Source organism: Candidatus Neomarinimicrobiota bacterium (genome assembly GCA_034716895.1).
In the GTDB taxonomy this organism is placed as follows: domain Bacteria; phylum Fidelibacterota; class UBA8477; order UBA8477; family JABMPR01; genus JABMPR01.
In genome coordinates, this window is sequence record JAYEKW010000250.1 from 1 (window position 1) to 24,080 (window position 24,080).

The 24,080-nt window shown below is 45.8% G+C and carries 10 protein-coding genes; all 10 read left to right on the plus strand.

The features are described 5' to 3' along the window. Positions 1-16: 16 nt before the first annotated feature. Positions 17-5,944 (plus strand): FlgD immunoglobulin-like domain containing protein, encoded by a 5,928-nt coding sequence (locus U9Q77_13695; GenBank protein ID MEA3288410.1) that lies wholly within the window; start codon positions 17-19, stop codon positions 5,942-5,944. Positions 5,945-6,132: 188 nt separating this feature from the next. Then, positions 6,133-7,518: an LPP20 family lipoprotein gene (locus U9Q77_13700; GenBank protein ID MEA3288411.1), complete on the plus strand. Its 1,386-nt coding sequence runs from the start codon at positions 6,133-6,135 to the stop codon at positions 7,516-7,518. 181 nt (positions 7,519-7,699) lie between these two features. Then, complete coding sequence (locus tag U9Q77_13705) at positions 7,700-8,593, plus strand: hypothetical protein (GenBank protein MEA3288412.1); 894 nt, start codon at positions 7,700-7,702, stop codon at positions 8,591-8,593. A 1-nt stretch (position 8,594) separates the two neighbouring features. Next, entirely contained in the window at positions 8,595-9,143 is a 549-nt protein-coding gene (locus U9Q77_13710) for a TlpA disulfide reductase family protein (protein ID MEA3288413.1), read from the plus strand. Positions 9,144-9,342: 199 nt separating this feature from the next. Further along, a complete protein-coding gene (locus U9Q77_13715) occupies positions 9,343-11,532 on the plus strand; it encodes an adenylate/guanylate cyclase domain-containing protein (protein ID MEA3288414.1) in 2,190 nt (729 codons plus the stop codon). 52 nt (positions 11,533-11,584) lie between these two features. Beyond that, positions 11,585-12,793, plus strand: coding sequence for a M48 family metalloprotease (locus U9Q77_13720; GenBank protein MEA3288415.1), 1,209 nt, complete (start codon positions 11,585-11,587; stop codon positions 12,791-12,793). A gap of 340 nt (positions 12,794-13,133) precedes the next feature. Further along, the gene (locus U9Q77_13725; protein MEA3288416.1) at positions 13,134-15,488 is read left to right on the plus strand and encodes an SLC13 family permease; all 2,355 of its coding nucleotides are present in this window, start codon (positions 13,134-13,136) and stop codon (positions 15,486-15,488) included. 345 nt (positions 15,489-15,833) lie between these two features. Next, positions 15,834-16,274, plus strand: coding sequence for a hypothetical protein (locus U9Q77_13730; protein MEA3288417.1), 441 nt, complete (start codon positions 15,834-15,836; stop codon positions 16,272-16,274). 459 nt (positions 16,275-16,733) lie between these two features. Then, positions 16,734-18,074 carry a hypothetical protein gene (locus tag U9Q77_13735; protein ID MEA3288418.1) on the plus strand — a complete coding sequence of 447 codons (1,341 nt, stop codon included), beginning with the start codon at positions 16,734-16,736 and terminating at the stop codon, positions 18,072-18,074. 66 nt (positions 18,075-18,140) lie between these two features. Continuing rightward, the coding region (locus U9Q77_13740) for a LamG domain-containing protein (GenBank protein MEA3288419.1) at positions 18,141-24,080 on the plus strand (5,940 nt) is incomplete at its 3' end.

The window sequence follows — 24,080 nt, forward strand, 5'->3', positions numbered from 1 at the left end:
ATGTACTCCACTTGTTGTGCTTTGGACAGTTAGAACGGATGGCACAGGTGATTTTACTCTGATACAGGATGCCATTGATGCATCATCTGATGGTGACACTGTGCTGGTCTATCCCGGTACCTATGTTGAAAATATCAACTTCAATGGGCATAATATTGTGGTTGGTTCACTTTTTCTTACGACTCAAGACACTTCATATATCTCATCCACAATTATTGATGGAAATCAGGCAGGGAGTGTTGTGACTTTTGAGAGTGGCGAAGATGTTTCGACAGTTTTATATGGATTCACTGTGACAAATGGGAATGCAAGTTTTGGAGGAGGTATTTACTGTTTGTCAAATTCTAGCCCCGTTATAGAACACATAAATATTTCTAACAATGTAGGTGTCCGAGGCTCTGGATTATATGCACAATCATCGAATCCAGAGCTACGATCTTCAAGAATTATAAATAATTCCGCTTCTGAATTTGGAGGTGGGATATATGGTTATGGAAGTAATATTTTACTCACAAATACTATCATCTCGAACAATGCAACAACTAATTCTGGTGGTGCGATGTATGTTGTCGAACAATCCACCATTACAAGCATTAACAGTACTATTGTACACAATACTGCTGGTGAGGGTGAGGCCGGTGTGTTCTTAATTGGTTCTGATTTTAACGCCATCAATTCGATTATTTACTATAACCAAAATTACGATTTTGTCTATGATGGGCTATCGATAGTAACCATTAGAAATTCTGATATAGAGGCTTTACCACGTGATCCCAATAATCTGAAAATATCTCCTTCATTTATTAATGGTGAAGTAGGAGAATTTAATCTTGCAGATTATTCCCCCTGTATCGGATTTGGCACAGATTCAGTCCAAATCGATGACACCTGGTACTACGCACCAACAACCGACATTGACGGCAACTCCCGTCCCAACCCAGCAGGCTCCAACCCGGACATCGGTGCCTACGAGCATAACCAACCCAGTCAACGTCCTCTGGCAGTTGAGATCAGGGACGGGTCTGATGCAGATCTGGATGTATGGGGTCAGTCTGATGTGCTGGATGTGAACTGGACGCCCTTTATTGATGATGGAGCCCTTGACTACGAGTTAGCCCTTGGATCCAACTCAGCCAATATTTCCAATATAATGGACTGGGTCATGGTAGGGAGTGATACTGCTACTACTCTGACCGGTCTTAGTCTGACCAGCAACACCAATTATGTGGTCAGCGTCCGAGGGACGGATATCCATTCCCAGATGTCGGATACAACAACTTCAGATGGCTTTATAGTGGATCTGGTTGATCCAGTAGTAAGCTTTGTAAATGATGGTGCCCTGGATGCAGATCTGGACTGGCAGTCGGATAACAGTCAGCTGTCCATTTTTTGGAGTGGATCTGATACACGTGCCGTTCAAACTTACGAATATAGTGTGGGAACAACGCCCGGTGATGTGAATACGGTTGTTTGGACAGATATCGGGACTGCTACCAGTGTAGTGCTTACTGAGCTTACACTGAGTAATGTCACCTACTATGCGAATATCAGAGTGACTGATGACGCCGGAAATATTTCGGCAATTGTCAGTTCGGATGGGATAACCATTGATACTATTGATCCAATAGCAGGTAGTGTCATCGATGGCGACCTGGATTATACAGGCAGTAATGATACTCTGGCCATTAGCTGGTCAGGCTTCAGTGATGCTGGGTCAGGATTACATCATTATGAATACGCCCTGGGAACCACATCAGGTGATAGCAATATCGTTGACTGGACTCCTCTGGGACTGGAAACTGAAACGACGATCAGAGATCTATCTACTCTGGTAAGTGATGGCATTACTTACTATGCGGCAGTTCGGGCTATTGATTCAGTGGACAATATTTCCGCTTTTGCAACCAGTGATGGCATCACAATAGATATCTCCATCCCTACTGGTGGTCTTGTAGTGGATGGCCTGGATGCGACTGATCTGGATTGGTCTAACTCTACGGATCAACTCCACGGTAGTTGGAGTGGCTTTGCAGATGCTGTTAGCGGAGTAACCCATTATGAATATGCATTTGGTACCAGTCCGAATGGAACAGATATCAGTACCTGGACCATTACGACAGAGACCAGTGTGACAGTCAGTGCCTCGCTCGTAAGTGGGACGTCTTATTATGTCACTGTAATTGCCTATGATGCTGTTTTAAATGGCTCAGAACCTGTGAGCAGTGATGGTATTATTATTGATCTTATAGATCCTGTCATTGCCCATGTCTATGATGGCGCAATCGATGAAGACCTGGACTGGCAGCAGTCTGATACCCAGTTGAGCATCTTCTGGGAGGGCAGTGATTCCCGTGACCTCCAGTCTTTTGCCTATAGTGTTGGAAACACACCGGGTGATTCCAATATCGTGGCCTGGACTGATAATGGTGTCGCCATCAGTGCGGTGATCTCAGATCTAACCTTGGACAATGCAGCTACTTATTACGCAAACATTCGAGCTATTGATGATGCCAATAGTGTTTCAGTAGTCGTCACCTCCGATGGCATCACTATCGATACTATTGATCCAGTAACAGGCAGTGTTAGTGACGGTGGTCTGGATTATACGGGCAGTAACGATACTCTGGCTATTAGCTGGAGCGGCTTTAGTGATGCTGGCTCTGGTCTGAGCAATTATGAATACGCCTTGGGAACCAGTGCAGGTGCATTTGATATCATTGGCTGGACTGAATCAGGGCTGGTAACTGAAGTAACGATTAGCGGTCTTTCAGGTCAGCTTGTAGATGGAAGCACTTACTTTGCCTCTATCCATGCTCTTGATTCTGTTGGCAATATTTCAGCAGCGGCCAGTACGGATGGTGTCATTGTTGATATTTCCATTCCAACTGGTGGCGAGGTTGCTGATGGTTCTGATGTAAATGATCTGGACTGGACCAATTCGCCTGATGAACTGGGTGGTAGCTGGACTGGCTTCCTGGATGCTATTAGCGGCATCGATCACTATCAGTATGCTTTTGGGACTACTGTTAATGGCTCTGATGTGGCGAGCTGGACCGTTACCGAAGATACAAGTGCCATCATAACAGCAACTCTGGAAAGTGGCACAACTTATTATATCTCAGTGATCACCTACGATGCGGTTGGTAACGCTTCAGACACCCTTTCAAGTGATGGTATATTGGTTGACCTTGAGCTTCCAGAGATCACTCAGGTGGATGACGGTGCTCTTAATGATGATATAGACTGGCAACAGGATACTGGAACTGCCCGGATTTTTTGGATTGGGGGAGATACACGTAACCTGGATTATTATGAAGTCTCTCTGGGAACCACTCCAGGATCAGATAATACAGTAGCCTGGGCTGATGTTGGGATCAATACAACCCACCAGTTCACTGGAATAACCCTGGAAATCGGACTGACTTATTACGGTAATGTACGAGCCGGTGATGATGCTGGAAATATATCTGCTATCCTCAGTTCAGATGGATTCGGAGTCGATAATACACCTCCTGAAATGACTCAGGTGACCGATGGCTGGGAGAATGATATCCTGTATCAGAATTTCATGGATTCAGTGGCCGTTCATTTCAACGCTGCGCCAGATGATTACTCCGGTATTGATTTCTTCGAAGTCTCGTTGAATTCAGATGAAGCCTCAGTTATTGACTGGCTTAGTGTGGGTGCAGATACAGTTCATGTTGCTCTGGCACCAACTCTGAGTGATGGTTCTACCTATACCTGGACTGTCAGGGTTACTGATGTGGCTGGGAACACGTCCACTGAACGAAGCTCAAATGGCTTTACCATCGACGTGAATCCGCCCCAGATCGTGAATCTGATCGATGGTCTTGAAACGGATCTGGTCTGGACTAATTCTGCTACTGATTTCTCGGCTTCCTGGATAGGGTCTGCGGATACAGTCAGTGGTACGAATCATTTTGAGATCAGTTTTGGAAGCAGTGCTGCTGCAACTGATATCATGGACTGGCATTCAGTCAATCTGGAGACTGACTACACAACCGTCGTATCAGATGTGAGTGAGACGACAACTGTATATGCCAATGTTCGTGGTGTGGATGTGGCTGATAATACATCCAATGTCTACAGCTCCAGTGGCATTACCATTGATCTGACTTCGCCTGAGATAAACGAGATCAACGAGGGTGGTCTGGTTGATCTGGACTTTACCGGTACTCTGGATAGCATTGCAGTTCACTGGTCCGGTACGGATGCTCTGGCCGGTATCGAGGATTATCAGCTTACCTTGGCGACAGTTGCTGGAGATTCTGATGTGGTTGACTGGCATTCACTGGGTTTGCTCGAGTGGGAGGTCTTGCGCCAGGATATGAACGAAAACCAGAGCTATTTTGCCGGAATACGGGCCATTGATTCGGCCGGTAACTGGGCAGAGGCGCTCTACGGTGATGGCATTATTCCGGATATCACAGCACCGCTGACAGGCACGCTTTGGGATGGTACTGAGGCTGATGCCGAGTTCACTGATTCTGATAGTTCTTTGGCTTACCGCTGGCAGGATTTCTCGGATGACATATGTGGTATCGATCACTATCTCCTGGCAGTGGGCAGCAGTTCAGGTGGGACGGATGTGATTCCCTTGACCAGTCTTGCAGGAGTAGATACGGTTCGTTTTGAAGACTTGAATTTGGAGAACACATCGATCTATTATGCCAGCATCCAGGCGATTGATGGAGTTGGTAACATCAGTGACCAGGTTTTCAGTGGAGGTATTCAAGTGGATATCCATGCTGGTATTCCTCTGGCAACCCTCAACCTTCCAGCACGGCTCTCACCACGGGGAAATCGAATCCTTTATCTCGATCTGTCCGAGCCCATTTTGGATTACCAATTGAGTGTTTCCATTAGAGGGGATCGCCACACTGTGAGTCATGAACTGGCAGCCGGACAAGAACAGATTATTGTCAATATTAATGGCGAACTAAGCTATGGTGATACCATTGGCCTCGTATTGTCTGACTACCATGATCTGGTGAATCTGGCCGGTGAGGAACAAACAGCTCAAACTACCGTAGCCTGGCTGGGAGATTTCAACCACAATGCGATTATTGATGTGGATGATGTCGCCTTATTTGCTGATCACTGGCAGGCTGATTCATTGTCTGATGAGGCTGGTACCTATCCTTATGAATGTGGACCCATCTCTGGTGAACTACCTCTGGTTTACCTGGATGAAGATGACATGTATGATCTTAAGGACATCATGGGCTTTACCCGCATGTGGAACTGGTACAATCAAGAATCTGCTCAATTGGCGAAATGGAATTCCGGGCTTTATGGTGATGACCTTGAATTTACACAGACCGCCCAGGAGCTGATTATCAATCTAAAAGACGAGACGCGGGTTGGCCGGTTACGGTTTGCTTATGATGCGAATCAGCTCTGTTTTGGTGCGGTGAGCTCCAACCAGACCGGTACCATGCTCCTCAAACATGCGGAAGAGGATCAGGGGATTTTACTCATTGATTTTGCCTTTCTGGAAGGATCTAATCAGACTGAGATCCATATTGGACTGGAGACAGCGGATCGCGCCGATGTTTCTCTACAAGTTGAGCACGAATTTCTGGCTAAAGCTGGGGACATCCTGGGTGGTGGGCGTGAAGATATTACGATTCAAGCCATTCCTGTGGATTATGCTTTACACCACAACTATCCCAACCCATTTAATCCAATTACTCATATTCAGTACGATCTACCTGAAACCGGCCATGCGGTGATCAGCATCTACGATATCCAGGGTCGCCTGGTGAAAACTCTCCTGGAAACCGAAATGCAGGCAGGTTACCATAACGTTGAATGGAATGGTACGGATGAGCAAGGTCGACAGGCCGCCACAGGCATCTATTTTTACCGCCTGATGACGCCGGGGTATTTGAAAACACATAAGATGTTGTTGTTGAGGTAGGAGCAACAAAGCAGCCCACGACTTCAGTCGTGGGTGCGCATCCCCCCAAACGTGGGTGCGCATCCCCCCAAACGTGGGTGCGCAAACCCCAAACGCGGGTGCGCATCCCCCCCAACGTGGGTGCGCATCCCCCAAAATGGGCAAATAACCCCCCCAAGGTGGGGAACTAGATGAAAGCAAACAACCATATGACACAAAAAATTAAGATCCTGAATTCAATTATTATCCTGATAGGAGCGATACTGCTCCTGGCCAGCTGTGCCGGTAAAAAAGCACCGATTTGGTACACTGATCTACCCGCTGGAGCCGACTATTACCACGGGATCGGCATTGTCGAAAAAACAGCTGAGAATACTGGAGAACTTCGTCAAATTGCCAAAAATGCTGCTCTGGACGACATCGCTTCCCAGATTCGGGTGAATATTCAATCAGAAATGAAGACAGCCTATACAGAATCTGCTGCCGGCGTGGATGAGCAGGTTGAGTTTATTGCTCAAAGTCGGACCCAGGCAGTACTCACTGGTGTGGAGCAGGTTGAAATCTTTGAGAATAAGACCAGCTATGGTATCTATATGCGTCTCTCAAAAGCCGCTTATGAGCAGGAATCTAAAAAGATTTACCAGCTGGGTATTTCAGAAGCCCGAAATTATCTGGATTTGGCTCAAGCAGACGATGCTCAACCCCTGCAAATACTCCAGAATAAATTGTATGCCCTGAATAAACTGTCGGCAATTGAAGATTTGATTACTCGCTACGACAAGCTGGGAACTGACGCAAAGACCATTGCAAATATTCGCAGCTCTCTGGCAGAATGGTTCAGCCAACTCCAGTTGTCCACCGCTATGGATCAAGCCAACTGGGTGATTCCCAAGGGATTGCGAAAGCCGATCATGGTTCAGATCACTCAGAAAAGGTGTGAAGAGAGAGTCTCCCTGAAGCGCTTTCCCCTTCAGGTTACTTTTGCTGATACCACCTTCAAGGTCCAGGCCAACGATGACGGTGTGGTGACCCTGGAGACCATTCATTTTGAATTTGTCAACGCCTCAGGTCTGATCACTATTGAACCTGATATAACGGAACTGGTCGGGGACCAGGGTGAAGTGATGCCCTTTCTTAAGACGATCCAGCTTCCAAAGATCCAACTGAACCTGGAGGTCAGCGGTCCGCTGGTCGAATTGAGAGCCAATGAAACAGCCCTCGATAAACCCATGAAGCACCCCTATATCAGCCCCATTCTCAAAGCACAGCTACAGGAAACTGTTGCGGCAGAATTCGTTGATGGATTCAGCCAGTCCAGCGTTGATTTTGTGATCACCATTGATGCAACCAGTGCGAAAGCTGGGCCTGCTTCAGAAGCCTACGGTAAAACGATCTACAAATGCCTGAGCAGCGTGGAGATCAATGTTATGGACGCGCTGGGCGAGGAAACCTTATTCACAACCCATCTCCAGGATGTTGATGGGGCCGCCTTTAAGGGATTTGAGGCAGCCAGTCAAAAATCCTATGACAAATTAGCCAAGAAGTTTGAAGCCGAAGTCGTCCCCGAGATCATTCAAGTATTCAAAGGGAATTGAGGTTACGATTTAAGATTGAAAATTTACTATTGAAGAAACTGCGGGCATTTTGACCAATTGGTATTCAGTAAAATATGGAGATTGCTTTGTCGTTACTTTCCTCGCAAAGACTAGACGGATGAGCACTTGGAATGGTATTAAACCCATACTATCAAAGGCCAGAAGTATGAAAGAGACCCAGATGAGAATTCTCAAGATCAGTTTATTGATGATGGCTCTGCTTTTCAGCACATCTTCCATCGCCCAGGAGACAGCCACTGTCCTGCATATTCTCTATACCCAGAATAATAATGGTGAGCTTGTAAATTGTCATTGTCCCAGCAATCCCCTGGGAGGGTTTGAGAAACGCAGCACTTTCTTTGCACAATGGCTGGGTGAATATCCCAATACCTTGATCTTTGATTCAGGAGATTTTCTGACCTTTGATGGTGGAGAGGATGTTGATGCTAAAGTGATCGAGCTTATGGAGGGTCTGCATTACACAGCTGTGAATATTGGAGACCAGGAATTTTCCAATGGTATACGTTTTTTCAATACCTATTTGAAGCCAGGGAAACTCCCGCTGTTATCATCCAATCTGATGATCGATGGTGAGGAGAAGCCAGCCTTTAAGCGCTATCAAAGCCTGAGTGTGGCAGGTATCAGAATCGTTATCACTGGTGTGTTGGGGCCGGAAAATGTTCAATATTTCACGAAATCCATGGCAGATTCAAAGGTATGGAGTATCGATCCGGAAAAAGCACTACGCATTGTTCATGATCACGAAACCGCAGTAAAAAAGGCCGATGTCCATATCCTGTTATCAAACCTCGGGTTTGACAAGGATCTTGAGCTGGCAGGGAAATTATCCTTTCTGGACATCATTATTGGTGGTCATTCGCAACATAAATTCAAACATGCTGCTGAACAGTCCGGTACTCTAATTGTACAGTGCGGCAAAAATGGTCAATATGTGGGTCATTTGGAGATCACTATGGTGAATGGCCAGATCACCGGACACAAACATGAGCTGATCCCCATGGGGGTTGACATACCAGATGATCAAAATATTTTAAAAATAATTCAGGAGATGTAAAATGAAGAATTTAACAAAACTGCTTGTTATGATTGTTGTCTTATGCCTGACTACCCAATTGGTATGGGCTGATGAAAAGGTTCCTGTTCTCAAAGTGGGTGATTCTGCTCCCACGTTTTTTCTCCGCGATCTGGATGGCGAAAATTTCTTTCTCAGCAAGACGATCAAGCAGAAACAGGTGATTGTCTTATCATTCTATGCCACCTGGTGTATTCCCTGTCGCACTGAGATTCCAGCTTATGAAAAGTTGCTCGCTGAAACGGAATTTGAAGCTGTGAAACTGATCTATATCCATGTCGGTGAGCCAAAAGTCAAGATGGAAGATCCAAAAGCTGGCATTGAGCTCATTCATAAGATGAAAGCGAATCTAAAAATGTCCCACCCAATCCTCTTCGACCGTTATGGTGTTGTTGCAGATAAATATGGTGCCTCATCATTACCAACCACAGTGGTGATCGGACCTGATGGGAAAGTGCACTACTATCATTCTGGGTTTAAGCCGGGGGATGGGGCCAAGGTTAAGGAAGTATTGCTTAAAATTCTTAAGTAGTGATAACCAGGGTACATATTATTAAGGAGTGGATATGCAAACAGCAAAAATCTTTACGAATGGTCGTCGTCAAGCTGTCAGGTTGGTGACTAACGATGTAAAGGAGTTTGCCCACATCCCGGAACTTGTCATAGAAAATTGGGCTACATGATTTATGGTTAGATCGGTGCAAGCGTAAAAGAACAAAAGCAGATAATCCATGAAAATTACCGTCTCAAACTTATACCATCTGAAACGCTTCAAGCTGTTGCTGGCATTGGTTCTGGTTCTTATTACGATTTCCCTGGCACATGTGAGTATCTTTGCTGATCTGGAGAATCAATTCCTTGACATACGCTTTCGCAATTGGTCGGGAGATCTTCAAGCTGACAGCAATATAGTGATCATCAGTATTGATGATGGCAGTCTTGACTATTTTGCCGAAAACGGTACCGCCTGGCCCTGGCCGCGTTCCTTCTATGCCTACCTGGTGGATTATCTCAATTCAGAGGGAGCCAGCGTCATCATATTTGATATGCTGTTCACCCATTTTGATGCTGATCGTTCCGAGACCGATGCTGAAGAGACCGATGGCGCCTTTGCAGAAGCACTAAGGAATAATGATCGAAATGTCCTGGGTATGATCATTGATGGTCATGCTTTTGAAGAATCTGAACCAGACCATGAGTTGATCCAGACCGGTCAGTCAGCGTTGAATAATGCACTGAGTGACAGCTTGTTAGAGATTCCTATTCAAGTACTGTCAGAGGCTTGCAGCTGGTTGGGACATACCAATATTTCTCCGGATCGGGATGGGATATTCAGGCATATCAAACCCTTTACCAAGGTCAACGAACAACGCATTCCCAGTCTGGCTTCCGCAGCATATCTGATCATTCATCCAGAGGCAAAAGTGGAAGTGCTGGATCAGCAATTGCAGATCGATGAGTTGGTTGTTCCCTTGGTTGGTTCAGGTGATCTATTGATCAATTGGTATGGAGAGGCGGGACCATCTGGTGTTTTCACTTATCTGCCCTTCAGTTCGGTGATCCAATCTGCCAGTGCCATAAAGTACGGAGGTATTCCCAGCATCCAGCCAGGAACCTTCAACAATAAAATAGTTATTATCGGAGCAGATGCTGCCGGTCTGCGTGATTTGAAAGCAACACCCATATTGCGGGGCGGTTTGCACCCCGGTATGGAAGTCTGGGCCACGGTGTTGAGCAATTTTACCCAGAATGACTTTATTTACCAGTTTCCTAAAATTCCCTTATTCCTGATACTCTTTGGGATGGGATTTGTAATTTTGTATAGCTTTGACCACTTGAAAGTCCGCTTTGCTTTTCCAATTATCCTGCTGCAGTTGTTGCTGTATCTTTTACTGGCCTATCTGCTGTGGTCTGGAGAGGCGCGTATCCTTTTACCTTTTGTACCGCCTCTACTGGTGAGCACGTTGGCTTACATTATTGTATTCTCAAATGAGATGCGCGAGCGCTTGTTTATGAAACGCGTATTCGGACCCTACATTTCACCTGAACTCATGCAGCTTATGTATCAGACCCGTGAAGCACCTTCACTGGGTGGCGAGCAGATTACTGGAACGGCCTTTTTTAGTGATTTACAGGGTTTTACCCGGTTTTCTGAAAAATTAACCCCAGTTAAATTAGTGGCTTTGTTAAACGAGTATCTCACAGTAATGACGGATTCACTAATGGAACTGCGAGGAACTTTGGATAAGTATGAGGGTGATGCCATTATCGCCTTTTTTGGCGCCCCGGTGGCAGATGAAGAGCATGCTCATCAGGGGGTTAAGGCTGCCATCACCATGCAGCGCGGTTTGGCTGATCTGCGTAAGAAGTGGGAGAGTGAGGGTGATGACTGGCCGGAAGAGATCAAAGACCTGCAGATGCGGATCGGGATCAATAGCGGTGAGATGCTGGTGGGCAATGTGGGCAGCAAAGGACGCATGAATTTTACCATGATGGGTGATACCGTCAACGTGGCCGCCCGTCTGGAATCATCAGCTAAGCAATATGGGGTTTTAACCCAGATCAGTGAAGTGACTGCCCGACAGATGCCACCTGAGATCATCCTGAGACGCTTGGGTGCCACCCAGCTCGTGGGGAAATCCAGGGCTGCTGTGAGCTATGAAGTGTTCGGTTATGCCCAGGATCTCAGTCAGGCCGATCATGAGTTGCTTCAGATCTGGCCTAAAGCACTTACTGCAATAAATGATCAGGACTGGGATCTGGCTGAGTCACTCTTTCAACAGACCTTGGCTCTGGAACGACAATACGCTGGCCGGCCAACCAATCCCAGTCAGGTGTATCTTGACATTCGCATTCCCAACTGGCGGGAACAGGAATTAGCCGCTGATTGGGAAGCGGTCTGGGTATTTGATTCAAAATAATGATAATACAGAGACGCAATGCATTGCGTCTCTACAAGAATAGGGGACTACCATGAAAAGACGATTACTATTTCTGCTGATCCTTATGACAATGCTTTATGCAGAAACCATCCAACGGGATCGAACTGCTCTGAGAAAGGGTCCCGGTGCCTGGTTTCCGCTCATCGTTGAATTGAACAAGGGAACAGATGTCAAGATCCTCAAAGCAAATGAGGTTTGGGTTGAAGTCCAGATAGGCGCAAACAGTGGCTTTGTTTCAGCAAAAGCCTTGGAGGGGAAGTCAGAAAAATCCAAGGATGTCTTTGCCCGGATGGCTATGATGAAGCCTTCCACTCAGGTCTCTCAAGCTGGGGTCTCCGCTGCCATCAAGGGCTTCGCAGATCGATTCTCCTCAAGACTGGAAGCCGATCCAACCACCCTGAATTATATCGTAAATTATGAGACAAATTTTCACACGTATGAAGTGTTTAAGAAAAACACACTGAGCGAGAAACAATTGAAGAAACTCAGACGGAAATTTCGCTTGAGCAAGTTGGGTAAGGATCGTCCCTTTACATTTTCAGAGGAAGGCAGCGGATTGGCTGTCGCAGCCAAATTAGCATCTCTGGGTTTAGTGAAGAACCCTATACTTGAACAGTACATTAATATCGTAGGCACTTATGTCGCTGAGCAAAGCCATGGGTATGATATCCCCTTTAGATTTTTTATTCTCGACCAAGACGGGGTCAATGGTTATGCCTGTCCTGGAGGGATCATCTTTATCACTCGAGGCGCTGTTGAGTTGATGCACTCTGAGGCTGAGTTGGCCTGTTTCCTGGGTCATGAGATAACCCATGTAGTATATCGTCATGGCATGCAGGAGATGGAAGAGCGAAAGGAGATGATCATTGCGGGTAACGCATTTGATGACCTGTCAAACACTATTGGAGAATCAACTGAGGATCGACGAGTTAGTCTCGAGCTGGATGATATCGCTCTAGATTCCTATGAAACCATTTTCCAGGGTCGTTTGGGGGATTATGAGGAAGAGGCAGATGAGATTGGGCTGCTTTACGCCGCTCGATCGGGCTATGAGCCTCAGGCCATGCTCGATTTTCTTAAACGGGTTGGTAGCACCCATTCTATGCAGGGCACAGAGCATTATTCACCTGCCCAGAATGATCTCCGCATCAAGCGTCTCTCAAAATATCTCAAGCATAAGCGCTGGCAGAAAAAAGGGCTAACCCTGCATACTGAGCGATTCAATAGAATTAAAAAGTAATTATCCACGTATAGTAATGTTACTATTGATACTTACCCCAGGCTTCAGCCTGGGGGTTATAAAAATATCAAAAAGGAGGGCTTTAGCCCAACAATACTGGGCTAAAGCCCAAGGAAACAGTAGGTTATCATACCCCCAAGCTAAAGCATGGGGTAAGCGTTGTCCCTATTCTCACACAGCCTCTATAACCCTTATACCTTTATACCTTTGTACCCCAGAATATTTTATTGACCTCAAATCTCAATGATTGTATCCAGGTACGCATTATTATGATGAACCACATTTATATCAAGCACTCAACAAAATGAGCTCAATCACAATTGTTCGAAACAGGTGACCAATGACTATTGAAATGATCTTCGTACTTGCTGTTTTGGGGTTTGCCGTACTGTTTTTTATTACAGAATGGCTGCGTGTGGATTTAGTAGCTCTGTCGGTTTTGCTTATTCTATCAATATTTGGATTTGTGAGCCATCATGACGCCATCGCTGGTTTCAGCAATACTGCCATTATTACCATAGCCTCAGTACTGGTGCTCAGTGCTGGGCTGGTCCAGACTGGGGTGGCTCAGATCCTGGGGGGACAGATTCTCAAATTATCCGGCAATAGTGAGATCAAACTGCTGGTTATCATGATGGTAACGGTTGGTGCATTGTCGGGGGTGATGAATAACATTGGGGTGGCCGCGCTTATGCTGCCCGTAGTGATGGAAATTGCTCATCGGACGGGTCGCTCGCCATCCAAATTGCTCATACCCCTGGCTTTTGCCTCACTCTTTGGGGGTTTGACTACCCTGATCGCCACAGCCCCCAATATTTTGATCAGCAGCGCCCTTGAATCAGCCGGTTTCAAACCATTCGAGCTATTCGATTTTACACCGGTGGGCATTATTGCCATGACGGTGGGAATCCTGTATCTGGTCTTGTGGGGTCGCCATATGCTGCCGGATCGGGATCTGGGGCGTTCCACTTCCATTACCGACACCTTGAACGGGGAATATGAACTTAATGAACGCCTCCTAACCATGACCCTGCCGGAAGGGTCACCCCTGATCGGTAAGAATCTGGCTGAGAGTCGGTTGGGGTCAGCGCTGGGGTTCAATGTCCTGGCCATCATCCGTGGTGAAAAAACCCTGCTGGCTCCTGGACCTGACACACAGCTGCAAGCTCAGGATAAACTATTGGTTGGTGGTCGGCGGGACCAGGTTGGCACACTGCATGACTGGAAGACACTAACCCTGAAACATGGCTGGCTGGTGGGTGAACATGAGTTGGAGCAGGCTCTCAAATTTGCGGAATTTCGCATCGCTGCTGATTCTCCATATATCGGTAAGACATTCAAAGAAGCAGGCACGCGTAACTCTTTTGGTATTAATATCCTGGCAGTTATTCAAAAAAATAAGGTGCGGGTGTCCCGGCTCCGAAACTATCGCTTTAATAAGGATGATCTGCTCATCGCCACTGGTCAGACTGATAAATTGGATGATCTGTCTGATAGCAAGGATTTCGGTGATTTTGCTTATGTCAGTCCCCGTAAAGTTGCACTCCGGTACAAATTGCATCGACATCTCATCGGGATCCATATTCCGGCTGAATCTACGCTGGTTTCCCGTTCCATAGGTCGGAGCCATCTGAAGAGTGCCCTGGGTATAAATGTTTTGGGAATTAACCGTCAGGGTCACGTACACTTTATGCCGACTGCGGATGAAATACTTGAAGCTGATGATGTGCTCATTGTAATCGGGGAGCCGGAGATATTGGAAATTCTGAATTGTCTGCAGAATTTGAAATTGGAAGAGCAGACAGATACTGATCTGGAACGCCTGGAATCAGATGAAGTCGGTGTGGCGGAGATCACCCTTTCACCCCGAACTTCCGTTATTGGGAAAACAGTGGGGGAGCTCTATTTCCGGGAAAAATTTGGCTTATCCGTCCTGGCGATCTGGCGTAAGGATCGGGCGTTCAGGACCAATTTGCGGGATTTTGCCCTGGAAGCGGGTGATGCCTTAATGGTCTATGGTATGCGTGAAGACCTGGTTCGTTTGCAGCAGGAAGATGATTATCTGGTGATTAGCGGGCTGGATCAACCGATCTACAAAAAGGAAAAGGTCTTAATCGCAGCCGGTATCGAACTGGGGGTCTTGCTCACCGTAGCCATGGGCTGGCTGCCCATATTTATTGCTGCTTTAGCTGGAGCTGTGATGATGGTTCTCACCAGATGTCTTTCCATGGATGAAGCCTATGAAGCCATCGAATGGCGGGCCATCATGCTGATTGCCGGCATGTTGAGTCTGGGAATAGCCATGGGGGAGACCGGTGTGAGCACATTATTGGCGCATTACATGCTTGAGTCTTTGGCATTTGCAGGACCACAGGGAATCCTGGCTGGTTTATTCATAATTACCTGTTTGTTTGCTCAGATAATGCCGACTGCTGCCGTTGCAGTTCTGATGGCTCCTATCGCACTGATTACTGCCGGGGACATGGGCATGTCACCCTACGCCCTGATGATGGTTGTGGCTATTGGGAGTTCCAGCAGTTTTCTGAGTCCGGTAGGTCATCCTGTGAATTTGCTGGTCATGGGTATCGGAGGTTACCGTTTTACAGATTACACTCGCGTGGGTTTACCTCTAGTGATCCTGTTTGGATTGATCGCTGTTTTTGTACTGCCTTTGTTTTGGCCCTTGTATCTGTAATCCAAATTCCCATCAGAAATAATCTGAAGCCCTGGATCTCAGGGCTTCAGTTGGGCAAGGAGGAGCAATCCATTATTAAGGAGAGAGTTCCTTATAATTCCTGCTTCTATTGTCGGTGTGAAAACAGCAGATTATACTAATTCTGATTTACCACGTGATTTTTGAATGGCTGCCTAAAAATCTGATAGAAAAGAAGAGAGTAGTAGAAAATCCAGCAACATATGGCATGACGATTACTGCCTCAACCAACTATCCGAGACCAGTTTAATAATCAGGTATTTCCTTTTAGTGAATAGGGCTTACCCCGATATTCTCCTCACCCGCTTTGATTCATATTAGAGCTGTATGAAACAGAAACATCAGAAAAAGCAAACAAACCGGGGAGTTATCATGAAAGCCATCAACATTTTCAGCACAGTCATTGCAGTCTTATTTATTTTTAATTGCGAACAACAGCTCTATGTGGAGACCGGAGTGAACTGGAGCGATGATACCTATTTTAGTGCAGAAGGAGATTGGTATCTTGCCCTTTCAGAGGGTTGCTACTCCAATTGCGCAGGAGCCACCATCGATGTCGTGGATCAATTGCCAATCACAATTGGTGAAAATTCGACTAAGCGTTTTGTCCTGGGATCAGGTTCCAAAGGCGATATCACCGCATTTGTATATCTGGATGTCAATGGGAATGGAGTGTTCGATGATGGTTATGACAAAATTACCGGTTATAAGTACAATTATTCAGATGTCAACGAAACCACAACCATTGCTGTGTCGGCATTTTATTGACAGCGGTATTGTCAAGCTATACCCCATCGTAAACACAACAAAGTTAACAAAGGCTTCCTGCAGGGAGCCTTTGTTGGTTATATGGGCTTAGTATGAATGAAATCAGGTTAGACTTTGCAAATGTGACACTCATCAAACGTAGCCGACCACCCTCCAATATTTCTTGACACCTCTTGGATACCAAAGGAAAAAGTTTACCTTCAACGAATCATTAAAAAAGAGGGAGATCGTCCAGCCCAATTGACATCTCCAGAGTATAAAAAGGCAAGTTGAAGAATTTACGAATAGTTTGGAGTTGCATTTGGTAGTTAACATCTTTTTACTCAATAATTCACTCAGTGTTATTTGTGAAAATAAACTTAATGTGGAATCGTGTTATCTTACAGTAGGTCAGTTCAGTTAGACTTTATACCTCAATAAATAATAATCAAAAGGTGTATCAAAATGGAGGAATTCGTCGTGAAACGAACAATCGTATTAATCAGTGTTTTATTAATGGTTCTCGCTGTGAGTATCAGTGCTCAATCCATCAGCACCCAGGGAGTCCTGAGGGATAGTGATGGTCACTCCGTAGAGGATGGTGACTATACCATGGCTTTCTCCATTTACAGTGCTTTAGATGGAGGAACGCTTTTGTGGGGACCTTACAGCAAGACGGTGGCTGTTGAGAATGGTGTTTACCAGGTGGTTCTCGGAGATGTTAATCCAATTACCTCCTTCAATTCAGATGGAAGCAATTATTTAGAAATTACGGTTGAGAATGAGATCATGACCCCTCGTTTGCGCCTGAATGTAACGCCGTATGAGTTAGCCAATCTGAGTGGCTCCAGTAATGTTTTTCCTGGATCAGGTAATACTGGAATAGGAACAACCAGCCCTCAAGCAAAACTTTCAATTGTTGCGCCTGGTGATAATGTGGATCTCATACATCTTGACGAGAATGGAGATGCAGATAAAGAATTTACATTTCAAGGAATGTTTGCTGGGTCAGGAAGCAGCGGTAATGGACTGAAACTACGCTCCCAGTGGATCGATAAGATCATGTTCTGGCGCGGTGATGGTAATGTGGGTATCGGTACTGATGCTCCTGGTGGAAAATTAACTGTTAAAGGTGGAAATCTTTATGTGGATAATAATAACTTTGGAGGTACACCAGCAGTTGACATCGCCGTAGGTGATACAGACACTGGTCTGGATTCTGACGGTGATGGTGCTCTTGACATATACTCAAACAATAATAAGACCATGAGTATCCGATCTGGCAAAGTGGGTATTGGAACATCAACACCTGTTATAAAGCTACAGGTTGAGGGGGGAAGTGATGTGAGTCCTTCTAGTGGTGGCTTTATTCAAGCAGGTGCAAGCTCCGGTGCTAATATTGCAATTGATAATAATGAGATCATGGCTCGGAACAATGGCGAACCAGCTATGCTGCACCTCAATAACGATGGTGGTATAACTGGTTTTGGGGGTAGTGTAAATGCCCGGGTTGGTGGAGGAGGCTTTAGCAAGCCTTTTCAATTCGTCAAGTTCGAGGCAAGTGGTGAGAATGCGACCATCAATACCGGTTGGAGTGCTGATGATTGGATCGCAGCAATTACCGGATTCGATGCAGGGTATGGAGATCTTGATGAAAGTGGTAATAATGATCTTTGGCAGATCAACGCCTTTGTCGAAAATGGGGTCTGGAAGATCTTTTGTGACGCACCAACCCACAATAATTACCCTGAATGGGATATCTATGTCATGTTTGTCAACACAAAGTTTGGTTATGCAACCGCAGGTTATAAAGCAAATTGATCTACGGGTTGAATGAGTAAATCTAGTCAATTCGTAACATGCAGTTTTATAACAGGAGCATTTATTATGCGAACCAAAAATAAACATGGACTGACGGTCAGGCGGTTAGCTTGGAGTTGGATCACCCTCATGGGCTTGATCCTGCCCAGCCTGCTTTTTGCTCAGACCAGTTCATCTGAATATTATATCTCTCAACATAGTGATGTACTGGGAGGACAGGCTGTTCTCACCAACACCATCACTAATCCATCCGGACCAGCTTCCATGACCATTACTGCTGGTCAAGTGGCAGTAGGTCGCTCAGAAGGTGGGTATTATTCCACTGATCTGGGAATGTGGAGTTTCTACATAAAAGAACCTGACTCACCTATCGTCAGTGCCTCTGATGGTGAAGCGGCTCATCCCGCCTATATCACGATTAGTGCCGTTCAGGATGTTTTGAGTCCACCGGCCACTGGTGACATTTCAGATGCATCTGGCTTTCCCGAAGGGAATTGGGTATTGACCCGGGATGGGGAATGGAAAGCGAATATTCCCATTGAAGATCCATCATTTGATGATGGTCAAAGCATCTACCCAGGACAACTGTACAATTATGGTGTTACGACTACCAATAAATATGGTGAAAGTGATGAGGGTTTTGATGCTGGTTTCACCCTACCCAATGGTAAAATTTCAGGCCGGGTCTTTACACCTGGTCCGACTCCGGGAGCTCCCTGGACACCTACGGGAAATCCTGTGGCTGATGTTGAAGTTTCCCTATCACCCATTCGAGGAAAATCTGCAAGATTAGATGGTGCTGATGACTATATCAGTATTGATTCATGGTATGACGAAGAAATTACAGAATCATTTACCATCGAAATGTGGATCAATATCGATTTATCCCCGTCCTTAAGTACGATTATGGATATGGGGCAGCATTTTCAGCTCTACCATGACGATATGAACCTGAAAGCCAGTATTGGTAGTGTAGAATTGAGTACAGCACTGCCTACCCTCCAGAACTGGCATCATGTGGCTTGTGTCATGGATACCAATACCTTCATTTTATATCTAAATGGAGATTCTGTTACATCAGCCCCCTGTACGGTAATTCCTGATGGAGACCGCATTCGTGTTGGAAAGAACCGATTATTGGGTCAGTTTTTTAATGGCTGGGTAGATGATATCCGGGTTTGGACAAGTGCTCGGGAACAACTTGAAATAGAACGAAATAAAGATCGCGCCCTATTTGGAGATGAAGACGGTCTGGTCGGTTATTGGAAATTTGATGAAGGCATGAATAATATTTCCTATGATGCAACTTCACCCCGTGAATTAGCCACCCTGGAAGGGGCCCAATGGAGTGATGAAATCCCAGCTATAAAATTATCAGCTTTTACAGAGGTAGATGGTAGCTATGAGATTCGGAATGTCTGGTATGATGCTGCCGATGACAATGGTACAACCTATACCGTGACACCCTATAAAGAAAACCATGCTTTTTTTACACCCAATGATGATCAGGCAACTGTGAGTCGCAATGACCCGGAAGCCACAGATGTAAAATTCCTGGATGAATCACTGTTTAGCGTGACGGGTTATCTCACCTATGCAAATACCAATTGTGCCGTTGTGCGTGCGGAAATCCTGGCAGATTCTGTAAGTACGCGTCCTGAGACCTTTACCAACGCTTATGGTGAATTCAGTCTGGATTTTGAACCCAATACGGGTGCGGCGCTTTCAGTTCGCTTTGGTGGATATTTTCTTTATGACACAACCACCTTTTCTGGAACCGATTACATCGAGATTGATACATCATATCTGGATGCACATACCTTTCATCTGGATGGTGTTGAACAAAATTATGTCGTAGAGAATATTGAAGCAGATATTGCCAATGTAGATTTTGAGGATGTTTACACAGACACCTTATTCCTGAACATTGGTGGTGGAACCTGCATGTATCCCATAGGAGATGCTTCAATTACCCTACGTGTACCTGGTCAGGGTTCTGGTTATTGCTATGAAGAAACCTTTAGCGATATTACCACCGGTGAGGGATATCAGGCTATTACCGGATTACCACCACTGGAATTCCAGATGCTGATTGATCATAATCACACCTCCATATCTTTCGAAAATCAGGATTTATCTCTGGTTGACTCATCTGCCCATATGGAGCTCATGTACAAAGCTGACCTGGCGATCTCCTTTAGTGAATATCCCTGGGGAGAGGGTTGTGAAATAATCACTCAATTTGAGTCGGACAGCTTGCTGGTGTTTGTCTATGAAGAGTATGGTGGTTACACATTGAATAGTGAAGAGATTGAAGTCAATCAGTGTCCGCTAACTGGCTTTGAGATTCAAGCTTTTGATGACTGGACCGGTATCTATACTGAAAAAGTTTGGCTGGATAGCCCGGATGGTACGGTTTGGTATAACTTTACTCCTAAAGCACCCAATACACTGGATGGCGGGGATCATCCCTTTCAGAAACAGTTGATGATCGCTGTCACCGATGAATTAGGTCGTGAAGCTACCTGGGATGTTTGGGCTACTATTACCGGTATTACAGTGACTGATGGTACAGACTTTGTCAGTCGACCGGCAAAAACAACGCTGCTGCCTTTCTTTGTCCTGAGAGATCCTCCTGGAGACCTTAGCTACAGTTATCTGGCAGAAGAACAAACCATTTGTAGAACTATTTCACTTGAGACTGTAAACGAAGAAGCCTCTTCAGGTTTTGTGACTGAGAATCTTGGCCTGGATATGACCATTGCTGCAGGATGGACCGTTCCGTTTGTCGGAACCAGCATTACCTGGGAAACAGAAGTCGATGTAACTGCAGAACTTACTGAAACCTGGGGCTCCACAATAACAGATGTTTCTCAGACTGAAACGGAGGTCTGTTTTACCACATCAGAACTCTACCAGACCAATGGTGATGGATACATCGTTGGCGGTGGTGGTGATATATTTGTTGGAGCAGGTCTGAATGTTACTTACAGCCGAATTGTGGATTTATCAGTCAATGAAGCATGTGAAGTATCTCTGGATTCTACCTATGGATTATCCGATATGACCGGGTTCCATTCCTTTTATGTCTATTCAGACTATCACATTCGTAACAATCTGATTCCTGACCTGGAAACGATCTATTCCAATGAGAATACCAGTCCGGATGATACAAGTGCCCTGGGCGAATCATTACGCTACTGGAACAATCTGCTGGCAACCAATGATTCTGCCAAAGTGAATGCCTTACCGACTGATGCCACATCGAATACTGGCGAAATGCTCAGTAACATTTCATTTGATGCCCTTGCATCTTATGAGTATTCAACAACGACTGATTCGTCCGTATCCCATGGTACAGAGATTACAATCAGTGAATGGGATGACTTTGGTGGAGCAGCTGGTGTGGAGTTCAATGGTGTAGGCATTGTAGGAGGGGGAAATACATCCACAACAATTGACACCACAACCGGTGAAGAAGATGAGGAAAGCTATAGCCGAACTATGGGTTTCTTTTTAGGTGATGATGATCCGGGAGATGCTTTTACGCTGGACCTTAAACGAGATCCCGTTTGGGGCATGCCGGTTTTTGATCTCATCGCAGGTCAAACCTCTAACCCCTGGGAAGAGAATACCTTTAAACGCCAGTGGTGTAGTCTTTCAATTGATCCACCTGTTTCAGTAGACAATGAACCGGATGAGCAGGTCCTCTTTGATCTGACCCTGGGTAACCTGAGTGAAACGGGGGAGACCTGGGCCTATAGTTTGAGTGCCTGGAATGAATCCAACCCGGATGGGCTGCTTATTTCAGTCAACGGCGTGTCCATTTCCGGCACTGAACTTTCTTTTGAGATCGATGCCGGTGAATCTGTAAATGCCACTATGGTGGTTGAGAGAGGACCCCTGGCGTTTGAGTATGATGATCTCACCCTGGAATTCGGACCACCCGGAGAACTGGAAATTGCAGATATTCTAGGTGAAGACACTCAGAATGCCGGCGTAGATGAGTTCACTGTTCGCTTTATCGCACCGTGTTCTGAAGTTACGCTTGCTGTGCCTGAATACGATGGCTGGCTCATCAACCAGGCCAGCGCAGATGAATCAGGGAATGATAGTCTCCAAATTGTGTTTGCCAATTTTGACACGCTGGATCTTGAACTGGAGGATATCGTTCTGGAATATACGCGGGTCAATGAGGAGGAATGGTTCTCCGGTGCTGTCCTGACAGGCATTGATAGCCTTGGACAAGATTTCTGGGAACTGTACTGGAATACATCAAGTGTGCCGGAGGGTGAGTACTATATCAGAGCCCATGCCGGTTGCCGTTTAAGAGATAGCTACTCCGATTTGCGTCAGGGTACGATTGACCGAAGCTCACCTGAGATTCTGGGTGTGCCCCAACCGATGGATGCTATCTTAAACAGTAATGATGAGATTATTCTCACCCTTACAGAGCCAATAGATTGTGAACAGGTATATCCCAATACGGGTCAACTGTTCTATGCACATACCGGTGAAGGAATAGCTGCACAAGTTACTTGTAACGATAACGAACTGGTGATAACACCGGCGACTTCAGTCTCTAATAGAGAAATTGAGAATCAGCTGTTGAGGGCCCAGGTCCAATTTGTTCAAGATCTGGCCGGTAATGCCTTGTGGGACGTAAATGGCATTCCATTAGATACAGTTGCCTGGGAATTTACGGTGGATCGAAACCCCTTGCATTGGAATGTCCCTGCCCATGAGCAAATCGCTTATCTGGGTGAGGAAACCATTATTCCAATTGAACTGAATAATATCGGTGCTGCACCTGCCTATTTTGAGTTTGGGAACCTGTTTCCCATGCCAGAATGGGTCATCGCTGAACCTGCTTATGGTGAGGTGAATTCCGGTGGCAGTATGACTATTTATCTACACCTGGATCCCTATTTAAATCTAGGTGAATACCAGTCACGCATCTTTGCTGAGACACCTCTAGGTGATGAGCCTTTGGATTTAACTATCCATGCCATCTGCCGTCCACCTGAATGGATCGTTGAAGCCAGCGATTATCAGCACTCCATGACCATCACTGCCGAACTCAGCGTTCAGGGAGATGTTTCAGATGATATCTATGATCGTCTCGGTGCTTTTGTTGGTGATGAATGTCGTGGTGTTGCAGACATGGTACACCTGGAAACCACTGATTCAGTTGGTGTCGATACGTTGGGATTACCGATCTATGAAACCACCCACTACTTCAGAGCTTTCATGACAGCCTATAGTGATGAACCGGTGGGAGAGACCCTGAAGTTTAGAATCTGGGATGCCTCTCACTGTGATGAACTCTGGGAGATTGAAACCAGTCTACCATTTGCTGCCAACACAATCGTTGGAAGTCTGGTTGAACCTGCCGTTCTGAATGCAACTGGTGCCATCGCCCAGCATATTGATTTATCTCAAGGCTGGACCTGGTTTAGCTTTAACCTGCAATATGGTGAGATGAATTTCAATGATGTGTTTGATCTGTTAGAAGCCAATGCAGGTGATCGCATTATTGCTGCTGATACAGCTGCTTATGCAGAATTCGCAGATGGTGTGGGTTGGGTCGGTCCCCTAACTGGACTCCCCATCACCAATACGGATATGTATCAGGCTGATATGCTACTTGAGACCAGCTTCCCATTCGTTGGTTTTGTGATTGATCCCGATAATACGGCAATAGAGATGAGTGTCGGTTGGAACCGCATTGGTTATACGCCTCAGGTCAATATGGAGCTCGCTGAGGCCCTTTCCGGACTTACGCCTTTGCCCAATGACCAGATAAAAAGTCAGATTGCTTTCGCCCAATACGATGCTAATTATGGCTGGTATGGATCACTGGATTATCTGGAACCAGGTGTGGGATATATGCTGCATCTGGCTCAATCAGATACTTTGATCTATCCTTCAGGGTATGGTCGGTCGCTTGATCCAGTAATAGTTGATGAATCTGAAGAACAACCGCTTCTCGTGGAATGTCCTTGG